This is a genomic window from Vulcanococcus limneticus LL, assembly GCF_002252705.1.
In the GTDB taxonomy this organism is placed as follows: Bacteria; Cyanobacteriota; Cyanobacteriia; order PCC-6307; family Cyanobiaceae; genus Vulcanococcus; species Vulcanococcus limneticus.
In genome coordinates this window covers 1-9,921 of sequence record NZ_NQLA01000075.1, presented here as the reverse complement: position 1 = coordinate 9,921, position 9,921 = coordinate 1, and the positions used below count along the sequence as shown (strand labels likewise).

At 60.6% G+C, this 9,921-nt stretch carries 11 protein-coding genes; 8 read left to right on the top strand and 3 right to left on the bottom strand.

The annotated features are described in order from the left end of the window. Positions 1 to 206: 206 nt before the first annotated feature. Both CJZ98_RS16515 and CJZ98_RS16510 read right to left on the bottom strand, forming a co-directional pair. Positions 207 to 452, bottom strand: a complete 246-nt coding sequence (locus tag CJZ98_RS16515; protein WP_094592215.1) for a DUF1830 domain-containing protein — start codon at positions 450 to 452, stop codon at positions 207 to 209. Between the two features lie 108 nt (positions 453 to 560). Beyond that, on the bottom strand, positions 561 to 950 hold the full coding sequence (locus CJZ98_RS16510; RefSeq protein ID WP_094592214.1) for a hypothetical protein: 390 nt from the start codon (positions 948 to 950) through the stop codon (positions 561 to 563). A gap of 194 nt (positions 951 to 1,144) precedes the next feature. On the opposite strand from CJZ98_RS16510, the gene CJZ98_RS16505 reads away from it, so the two are divergent. The 8 genes from CJZ98_RS16505 to CJZ98_RS16470 all read left to right on the top strand — a co-directional run bounded on the left by CJZ98_RS16505 (position 1,145) and on the right by CJZ98_RS16470 (position 9,523). Beyond that, a complete protein-coding gene (locus CJZ98_RS16505) occupies positions 1,145 to 1,363 on the top strand; it encodes a CP12 domain-containing protein (RefSeq protein WP_094592213.1) in 219 nt (72 codons plus the stop codon). An 87-nt stretch (positions 1,364 to 1,450) separates the two neighbouring features. Next, positions 1,451 to 2,146 (top strand): response regulator transcription factor, encoded by a 696-nt coding sequence (locus CJZ98_RS16500; protein WP_094592212.1) that lies wholly within the window; start codon positions 1,451 to 1,453, stop codon positions 2,144 to 2,146. A gap of 124 nt (positions 2,147 to 2,270) precedes the next feature. Next, complete coding sequence (locus CJZ98_RS16495; protein ID WP_094592211.1) at positions 2,271 to 3,134, top strand: aldose epimerase family protein; 864 nt, start codon at positions 2,271 to 2,273, stop codon at positions 3,132 to 3,134. Between the two features lie 79 nt (positions 3,135 to 3,213). After that, positions 3,214 to 3,441 (top strand): DUF3136 domain-containing protein, encoded by a 228-nt coding sequence (locus CJZ98_RS16490; protein WP_094592210.1) that lies wholly within the window; start codon positions 3,214 to 3,216, stop codon positions 3,439 to 3,441. Next, entirely contained in the window at positions 3,438 to 4,730 is a 1,293-nt protein-coding gene (locus tag CJZ98_RS16485) for a glucose-1-phosphate adenylyltransferase (protein WP_094592209.1), read from the top strand. The genes CJZ98_RS16490 and CJZ98_RS16485 overlap by 4 nt, the downstream gene beginning before the upstream one ends. A gap of 845 nt (positions 4,731 to 5,575) precedes the next feature. Continuing rightward, complete coding sequence (locus tag CJZ98_RS16480; RefSeq protein ID WP_094592208.1) at positions 5,576 to 5,971, top strand: VOC family protein; 396 nt, start codon at positions 5,576 to 5,578, stop codon at positions 5,969 to 5,971. 753 nt (positions 5,972 to 6,724) lie between these two features. Then, positions 6,725 to 7,339 carry an AAA family ATPase gene (locus CJZ98_RS16475; RefSeq protein ID WP_094592207.1) on the top strand — a complete coding sequence of 205 codons (615 nt, stop codon included), beginning with the start codon at positions 6,725 to 6,727 and terminating at the stop codon, positions 7,337 to 7,339. Positions 7,340 to 7,720: 381 nt separating this feature from the next. Next, positions 7,721 to 9,523: a bifunctional metallophosphatase/5'-nucleotidase gene (locus CJZ98_RS16470; RefSeq protein WP_198537911.1), complete on the top strand. Its 1,803-nt coding sequence runs from the start codon at positions 7,721 to 7,723 to the stop codon at positions 9,521 to 9,523. On the opposite strand, the gene CJZ98_RS19180 is transcribed toward CJZ98_RS16470, so the two are convergent. After that, positions 9,520 to 9,921: hypothetical protein (locus CJZ98_RS19180; RefSeq protein ID WP_232756566.1), on the bottom strand; the 402-nt coding region annotated here is incomplete at its 5' end. The genes CJZ98_RS16470 and CJZ98_RS19180 overlap by 4 nt on opposite strands.

Below are 9,921 nucleotides of genomic sequence, written 5' to 3'. Positions count from 1 at the left end.
CTTCTTCTGGAGGTATGGCCATGTAAGACCGCACAGCGCACTGGGAGGCAAAACTCCCCATGAGGTCTACACTGAGACCAAACCCTGTTCTTCCCGCCCGGGGTTAACGATGTCAGGGGCCGAATCTGTCCAATAAAAGCCATCCACCTCAGACGTTCGTCCCTCCAAGCCGTAGGAAAATGCTGAGGATCCGCGGTTCTCCTGCGTCAGCCCCCTCCGGGGGGTACAACCTCGGCAGGCAGCAGCAGGTCTTCCGCATTGATCGAGTCGAGTTGCTCCGCCCCCGTGAGGCCATGGGTCCAGATGTCGACTCGGCTGCGTGGGGGACAGCGAAACAGCCAATCCTCGAATGGGAAGACCACCTTCTCCTGGAAGAAAGTCTCCGGGCCGATACAACGCAGGATCACTATCTGATTGCTGGTGTTGCGATAGAGGCAGGTGCCCGTCGTCATGGGTTGCACAAGGGGAGGTTAAATTGCCACTCAGGCTGTCCAACTAACTGTGACGCATCGAACCCTTGTGCTGATTGTCCCCAGATGGGGGGCACGGCCAAAGGACGATCAGGGCCAGGCGATGAAGCTGACGGGCTCATATTTCGCGATCGTGATCCGCCAGGCTCTGATTGCCAGGCCCTCCAGGCTGCTAAGGAACATCGCCGTCTCACCACCAGAGATCCAGTTCGCCTTGAGCAGGGGCAACTGTTCGCTCATCAGCTCCAGCGGAAGTTCCACCAGCAGCAGGCTGGCCTCCCCTGCAGCCCGTTGCAGAGGGCCCTCCTCGCTGCGCTGCCACAGGCGCAGCAGCAGTTCCAGCGCCAGGGTGCGTCCGTCATCGCCGGGATCGACGGCATCGGCAGCTTCGGCTGACTGGGATTTACCGGTGAGCGGCAGCGCGCGCTTGCCCGCAAACTCCACCAGGGCCAGGGAAACGAGATAGGGAGCATCGGCCATGGATTCGATCCTGCGGGGCCGCACCACCCTGCCGGATCAACGGACACCGACACGATGCTGCCCCGCAGGATGAGCAGAAGTACCTGAATAACCGCAGAGGTTGCCCAGCGATCGGCGGCTCGGGTGTCCCGTCCAGGGATCCGGCAGGGTTACATTCACCAGGCCAATTCGGGCCCCCACTGGGGCCGTGTGCTATGGCCACCATCGCAGACCAGCTCCAGACCTATCGCTCCGCCCTCACCGAGGCCCAGGCCAAAGGTGAGCAAGCGATCGCCAGCAAGATCCAGCAGCAGATCAGGGAACTGGAGGAGTTCCAGCAGCGCCACCCCGAGGAGGCCGAGGCCCCGTCTCCCTTCGAGGTGTTCTGTGACCTCAACCCCTCCGACGTCAACTGCCGCGTCTACGACGACTGAACCGCGATCGGATCCACAGCAGAGCTTTACGCTCCTAGGGTTGCTCCTGGCTCACTTCGCTTCCCAGCCAGAGGCAACCGCCGGACCATGGATCTCACGCCCTTCCTGGCCACTGCCGACAAGGGGACCCATGAAGAAGGTCTGGAATCGATCGAGATTCCAGGCCGCGTCGCCGTTGCAGCGAAAGGCCGCTTTCTGCTGCGGGCCCTGTGCCGCACCTTCGGGGGTTATTCCCGGATCACCTGCGCCGTCACCGATCAGGAGAACTGCCTCGATTATCTGGCTGCGGAAGCCGACGATCCCTACGAGCTGCTGGTCTGTACCGATTACCTCGAGAGCGGCAACGGATTCGATCTGGTGCGGCAGGCCCGCGAGCGCAGACCGAAGCTTCACGCTGTGATCCTGGCCCTGGGGGATGCGATTCCTGCCGAGTGCATCGATGCACCATGGCTGGAGGCTGTTGTGGCCGAGGCTGACTTTGTGGATGATCAGCAGCCACTGCAGGCCGCCGTGATGGCCGTGCTGGGCGGGCACTCTTACCGCAGCCCATCCCTGCGGACGGGCATCTTGCCCTACCTGAGCTGTCCCAGGCTCACCCCCCGGGAATATGAAGTTCTCGACCTGCTTGCCAGTGGCCTCAGTGATCGGGAGATCGCCAAGCGGCTTGTGGTGAGTGATGAAACTGCCCACACCTATACCAAGCGGCTCCTGCAGACCCTCAACGTGCACAACCGGCTTCAGGCTGTGCTGAAGGGCATGCGCTGCGGCATGGTTCAGATCTGAGTAGCTCGGCCACCTGCTCCCGATCGTCAGGGGTTGGGGGGCTCTTCACTGTTCCCGGTTGGGGGCATCCCTTCCAGGCTCGTTGCAGCAGATTGACTGGGATCCCGGCCCAAAAGACCATTCCATGCCCTTGCTTCAGCGTGAAATTCCCTATCCCCACTGGGAGTTCAGTGATCCCGTCAGTGGTGATCTGCTGCGGGTCGTGCCTGAGCGCGGGGGGCTGATCAGCGGCTGGCGTTGCGCTGACCATGAGGTTGTTTACCTCGATCTCGAGCGCTTCCTCGACCCAGCCCAATCGGTGCGGGGAGGCTTCCCGGTGCTCTTCCCTATCACCGGAGGTCTGCCGGACAACCGGCTGACCCTGCCCCAGGGTGTGTTCAACCTTGGCCAGCATAGCTTTGCGCGCCAGCTGCCCTGGCGCATGGAAGCCCTGGCGGATGGAACTGGCGTGCAGATGCAGTTGGGCGAAGACCACGAAACGTTCAAGGCTTACCCCTACTGGTTCTTGCTCACCATGGAGGTACGGCTGGCACCCGGGACGCTGGAGATCACCGCCATCGTGGAAAACCGGGGCAACGACACGATGCCGTTCAGCTTCGGGTTGCACCCCTACTTCAACATCTCCAGCCTGGAGAGCGTGCGCTTCGAGGGGTTGCCGGTGCAGTGCCTCAACCATCTCACCATGGAGGATGCGTCCACGGCTGAACAGATGGAGAGGCTGGCCAGTGGCATTGACCTGCTGGTGCGGCCCACGGGCCCGGTATGGCTGGTCGATGAGCCCGCCGGCACCAGCCTCGAACTGCAACTGACCCACCCCCTTGATCTGGTGGTGCTCTGGACGGAGCCACCGCGGGCGATGGTGTGTATCGAACCCTGGAGCGCACCGCGACAAGCCCTACTGAGCGGCGACCGCAAACTCGAGCTGCGCCCCGGCGCAATCACGAGGCTCCACACCCGCTATGCCTTCACGGCGACCCAGCGCGCATGAGGATCGATTGCCCCCAAGCGGGGGCATCGCCCGAGCGGGCGGCTGATTGAAGATGCGGGGCGTCCGAAACATTGCTGCCATGAGCCAGGCAACCTTCACAACCGCTCTCACGATCGGCGAACTGGAAGCCAGCTATCCGTTGTACTGCAAGGCCCTGCGCATCCTGATCCGGGAAGAGAAAACCATCAAGCAGATCCAGCGGAGCGTCTGCTGGCACCGCCTGGAGACGCTGCATCACTGCCTGCCACGGCAGTACAAGGATCCAAACCACCTCTACTTCCACTTAAAGCGAGAGCTCACCGCGTGAAGCGTGTTCTGGCGATCATCCTCGGAGGCGGTGCCGGCACCCGTCTGCAGCCCCTCACCCTCACCCGAGCCAAACCGGCCGTGCCTCTGGGAGGCAAGTACCGCCTGATCGATATCCCGATCAGCAACTGCATCAACTCTGGGATCCACAAGATCTACGCCCTCACCCAGTTCAACAGTCAGTCGCTCAACCGCCACCTCAGCCTCACCTACAATTTCGCCTCCGGTTTCAGCGGCGGCTTCGTGGAAGTGCTGGCGGCCCAGCAGACCCCCGACAGCCCGAGCTGGTTCCAGGGCACCGCCGATGCGGTACGCCAATACCGCGAGCTGTTCGAAGCCTGGGATGTGGATCAGGTGCTGATCCTCTCCGGTGATCAGCTCTACAGGATGGATTACGCGGCCTTCGTGGCGGCCCATCGGGCCAGCGGTGCCGCGCTGACAGTGGCGGCACTGCCGGTGGACGGGGCGGCGGCCGAAGGCTTTGGCTTGATGCGCACCGATGCCGCAGGGCGGATCCGGGAGTTTCGCGAGAAGCCCAAGGGCGAGGCCCTCGAGGCGATGCGGGTCGACACCGGGGTCCTAGGCCTTTCGGCCAGCGAAGCGGAGCGCCGCCCGTTTCTGGCCTCGATGGGCACCTATGTGTTCGATCGGGACACCCTGTTCGACCTGCTCTCCAGTCACCCGCAGGCCACCGACTTCGGCCAGGAAATCATTCCGGCTGCCCTGGCCAGTGGACTGCCGCTGCAGAGCTATCTGTTCGATGCCTACTGGGAAGACATCGGCACGATTAAGGCCTTCTACGACGCGAACCTTGCCCTGGCCGATGAGCAGCCCGCCTTCAGCTTTTTCGACGAGCAGGCTCCGATCTACACCCGGTCGCGCTATCTGCCGCCCAGCCAGATCCGTGATTCACGCCTGCACCGCTCGGTGCTCAGCGAGGGCTGCCTGCTCAATCGCTGTGTGATCGAGCACTGCGTGCTGGGCCTGCGCCTGCGGGTGGAGGAGGGCGCCGTCCTGGAGGACACGCTGGTGATGGGGGCCGATGCTTATGAATCGGAGGCTGAGCGCGCTCAGGTGCGATCGCGTGGTGGCGTGCCGCTCGGGATTGGGGCAGGATCCGTGGTGAAGCGAGCGATTCTCGACAAAAATGTGCGGATCGGCGCCAACGTGCAGGTGATCAACAAGGATCGGGTGCATGACGCTGACCGCAGTGAGCTGGGATTCACCATTCGCAGCGGAATTGTGGTGATCGAGAAGAACATAACCGTAGCCAATGGTACGGTCCTTTAGGGGCCCACATGCTTAAAGCGATCAGCCTGTTCAGGGCGTTGACGCCTCGACGATGTCGACAACGAGTGCCCGCGCTGGTTGGCTGGCTTCATTGCGCTACAAATGTGTGATGCCGGTGGTTTCGAAGGCTGCCTCCCCGGCCTGCAGCACCACTTGGCTGTAGACGGGCCCCCGGCGTTCCGTGAGGCGTCCCTCCAGCAGATTGGATTCGCAACATACTCACATAAAAACATGGCTGAGTCGCCCGGTAGACTGCCTATGAACCACTCTTCAGGAAAATCCTAGGCCGAAGAGAGAATGTGTCGAGATGCTCAGCGAGTCGGAGGTACTAGATGTGAAGGGCAGCCATGAGAAAAGATCGGGGACAGACTAACAATGCCACGCACCTGAGCCGCCCCCAAATAATTCTTGCTCGACCCTCATGCCCACTCCGGCCAGGTGATGGCCAGCGTTAGGCCCAAGCACAGACAACTCACAGCGTATTGGCCATCACTAGACTCTTTCGAGTTCGAATCCATCCCGAATTGAAACTAGAGTTCGAGGAGAAGTTTCCGCTGTTTCCGTTCGTGCCGTAGACGAGGCCCAGGTGCTTCTAGTGGTGTCTGTTCTGAAACCCATAAAATGGGCTCCGGATGAATACGCACTGATTTCTCAGTGGGACAACGAGGATGCACTCAAAGCCTTCGCCGGTGAGCAATGGAACCATGCTGGTATCTCTCCTGTCATGGAGATAGTCGTCGCTGACTGCTGGATGCATCACTATGATTCGTGGGCTGAAGCCAGCTCCGTACCCCTGAACCTAGACGTCAGGCATCATTAAGCGCAATTCACAAGAGGGCCATCCGATGAAAAGCAACCCTGTTGTCCATTTCGAAATCTATGTTTCAGATATGGCGCGTGCTATTGCGTTCTATGAGACTGTGCTTGGAGCAACACTCGAGCGAATGCAAAATCCAACTCCTGAGCTTGAGATGGATATGTGGGTTTTCCCCATGGATAGGGATGCCGGCATGACCAGCTACGGCGCAGGTGGAATGCTGGTCAAGATGGACGGCTTCTCTCCTGGCAGCGGTGGCACTCTGGTCTACTTTGGCTGCGATGACTGTGCGGTGCAGGCAGCACGCGCCGCTGACAGTGGTGGCAGCATTTTCCAAGAGAAAACAAGTATCGGTGAATACGGGTTTTGCGCACTCGCCCGCGACACCGAAGGCAATCTCATTGGGTTTCACTCGATGAAGTAATGCCTAACAGCATCATCCCATCGACCCTGCCGGCGCAAGGTCACTCAGGCAGGCATGGGAGTATGTGGGTGGGTGATGATGAGCGTCAGGCCGGCTCGCACTGATGGGCATCGCATCATGAACAGAACCGTGTTGTGCTCAATTGCGACCCTTGGTATCTGGTCGTGCCTCTTCCCACAAGATCCAGTGGCCGCACCGGTCACGGCACAGGTGGCTCGTCCAAAGTCGCCCGGGACACACCTAGGCATTCATCTCAATGACTTGTTCCAGCACTGGGTCCACTCCAGTGAGGAGGAGCAACCGGGCGGAACGGTTCAGATATTTCGTCCAGCCACGTCGATCAACTTCCCGCCGAGCCGATTCAGGATGGCCTACAAGTTCGCCCCGAACGGAGCTTGTGAATTCTACTTTCTGTCTCCTGATGATGCCCATCATTTCAAGCCTTGCAACTGGTCACTTCGTGCGGGCAACGGGATGATCCTTCGGATCAGCGCGAATGGCCAGTCAATCTCTTACAGGATCGCCCAGCTCTCAGGGATGAGTCTCCAACTCATGCCGTTAGAACCGCGGCGAACGTAATGAACGATGGCCTGAGTCGGCTCGTTGGTCGGATCAGCAGCGCACAGCGACATCCTAACCAGCGCGACCACAAAGACTCCCGCAGAAGAGGCAGTATTCCTGGCAGTCACCACTCACGCAGTACGTGCTCAAGCCCTCTGGAGGGGAATAGAGTGCTGCAGAGCATTACCTCCCATGCGTATCGCCATTTCTGGATCCCACTCTCTGGGTAAATCCACCGTGGTCAACGATTGGGTCGCCGCCCAGCCTGGTTATCTCAGGGAAGAAGAGCCCTACCGCGCCTTGGGCCTCTTCGGCCCCTATGAGATCAAGTTCCGCGAAGCCTCGACCAGGCTTCAGAACGGGATTCAGATGTACTACAACATCTCTCGAATCCATCGTTATTCGAGCATGTCTAATGATGTGATCTTCGATCGAGCCCCGGTCGATTATCTTGCCTATTCGCAATACACCGCTAATCAGGCCACCACCGATATCGACGATGCCTTCGTGGCCTCGATGCTGCCCGCCGTGAGGGAGTCGCTGGATCATCTCGACATCCTGGCGTTCGTACCGAAATCGGACGCCTGGCCCGTGGCCATGGAGGACGATGGCATCCGCCCCGTGGATCATGCCTACCGTGACGATGTGGACGCGATCTTCAAGGAGATCTATCGCGAAGGCCGCTTCGATGTCATGCCCCGAGAGCATGCTCCAAGGCTGATCGAGTTGGTCGGGCCAGCAGAGCAACGGCTGGACCAGCTGACGAATGCCGTCCGTGCCCTTCAGCGGGACTCCAGGTCTGCCTGATGGGGAAGTCCCTGCACGATGCGATCTAGCGCGAACCTGCGGCGGCCTTGTACCGCGCCCTGATGAACAGCTGGGGAACGGTTGCGAGAGGAGCTGGCATGGCAGTATTCAGGAGATGCCCTCGATACAGAAGTAATTAACTGAAGGTGGTGCTGCGCTCTCCTGCCTGTGGCTCATGAAGAGGCCGATAATGAGAAGGCTATGGGTGAATTAATAGTGAAGCCAAGTACTCCTCATCCAGCATCGGCAAGGCAGGTCATCCACGCCACCCCATGCGGATCGCTTGGCACATTCTCCCGCGGCAAGTTCTTGGTGGCCTCGGCGATTGGCGGCATCACCATTCTGTTGCCAGAATTCCTCCGTGCTGCGAAGGCTGGATCCATGACGTTCACGATCCTGCATACCAATGACATGCACGCGAGTTTCATCGGCATGGGCCCGTCCGCGGATTACACCCCGTTCACCCTGTACGACGACACGACCCGGGGTGGCTACGCGCGGTTGGCGAGCCTGATTGCTCAGCGCACCGCTGCGCGCAAGAGTCTGGGGCCCGTGTTGGTGCTGGATGCTGGCGACTACAGCATGGGCACGGCGTTCAGTGCCGCCACGCGCGAGACGGGTGGTGAACTGCACCTGATGGGACTGATGGGCTATGACGCCACCACCTTCGGCAATCATGAGTTCGATCTCGGGCCAGCTGGCCTGGGCAGCTCCATCAGCGCCGCCGTCAAGGCGGGACCCATCCCGGCAATACTCGCCTCCAACACAGGTTTTTCGGGCAGCGATCCCAGCCTGGTCGGCCTTCAGGCGCTGACCCGCAAGGGTGTGATCCGCCGCTACACGGTGATCGAGCGGGGCGGGCTGCGCTTCGGCATCTTTGGCGTCCTTGGCAAGGAAGCCATGATCTACACCAGTGGTGGTGCCACGAGCTTTGCCGATCCCACCACGACGGCAAGAGAGGTGGTGACGATCCTGCGCGAGGTCGAAAACGTTGATGTTGTGATCGCGCTGAGTCACGGTGGCGTGGAGAAGGGCCCGGATGGCCGCTACGACACCGGCGAAGACGTCCAGCTGGCCAAGGACGTTGCGGGCATCGATGTCGTGATCAGCGGTCACAGCCACACGGAGCTGAATGAACCGATTCTCGTGAACGGCCGCACGCCAGTGGTACAGACCGGCAAGGAGAGCAACAATCTCGGCGAGCTGGTGATATCGCTGGATGGCAGCAAGCTGACTGTCTCTTCCTACCAACTCCTACCCATTGATGACAGCATCCTCGGTGATCGCACGATCGACAGAGAGATCGATCAACTCAAGCAGTCGGCCAGCAAAGCCGCGTTCGCTTCACGGGGTTACAGCATTGACCAGCCGCTGGCCCTCGCCCCCATTGATCTGCCCAATACCTTCACTGACATCGCTGCCGGTACCCTGCTCGCGAATCTGGTCACCGACTCATTCCGCAGAGCAACCAAGGCCGACATCGGTTTCACCGCCAACGGCATGATGCGCGCAGGCCTGCTGCGGGGCAAGACCGGTGTCGTGACGGTCTACGACGTGTTCGCCGTGGCACCGCTCGGCTCGGGAGTGGTGGATCCGACTCCGGGTAGCACCCTGGTCACGGGCTATTTCACTGGTAAAGATCTCAAGAGCCTGCTGGAGTTCCTGCTCATCGACAGCGCAGCGCATCCGGGAGAGTATTTCCCCCGCGCCTCCGGCATGCGCTTCCGCTACGACCCCACCCGACCGAAGTTCGACGTGGTGACGGACATCGAGCTGGGCGACTATGACAACGGCTACACACCCATTGATATCAGTGGTAAGGATGGGCGCCTCTATAGCCTGAGCTGCCCGCTGATGCTCGGCCCGATCATCGTGGCCATCCCCAGGTATACGAAGGGCAAGCTGGCCCTTGTGCCTAAGAAGAAGGATGGCACTCCCCTCACTTCCAAAGTGGACGCCCTGGAGTTGGCCCGCGACAACCCCGGCTACTTGTTGCCGCCACCAGGCACCACTGATGTGGAGAGTGTTGAGAAGGGTGTAGGCACGGATGCGGCTCAGGAGATCAAGGAATGGCAGGCGATCATGGACCATCTGCGTTCTCTACCGGTCACGGTCAACGGCGAGTTACCTGTGATTCCCATCGATGAACGCGCTGCCGAGGTGCGGGCGATCAAGTCGAGTTAGGCATTGCGGCAGGACTGAGATGGCCTGGTTGTTCTGGACAGTCCCGATGTCCTGGCCAGGCTCGCCATGAAGCGATCAGTAGCCGCTAGGCCATCCAGGAGAACGTCGCCGACCACGCCATCCACCCGATCCAGGTCAGCCAGTGGGGGCGGCCGCTGCTCGACGATGCCAGCGAGCTGTGCACCAGAGGCAAGAACCCCAAGGATAAGGACGAGATCCAGACCAAGGAGACGCAACTGTTCCTGCAGCTCGGGCGGCTGCGGATCATGGCCAGGATCGATGCCCCTTTTCTGGAAGACAGTGACGTGGACCCCGGAAACCGGTCCAGGGTGAATGAGAGTCCTCATCCGGCCAGACTGGGCCGGGGACTCGACCATGAAACGCACCAGGCACACAGC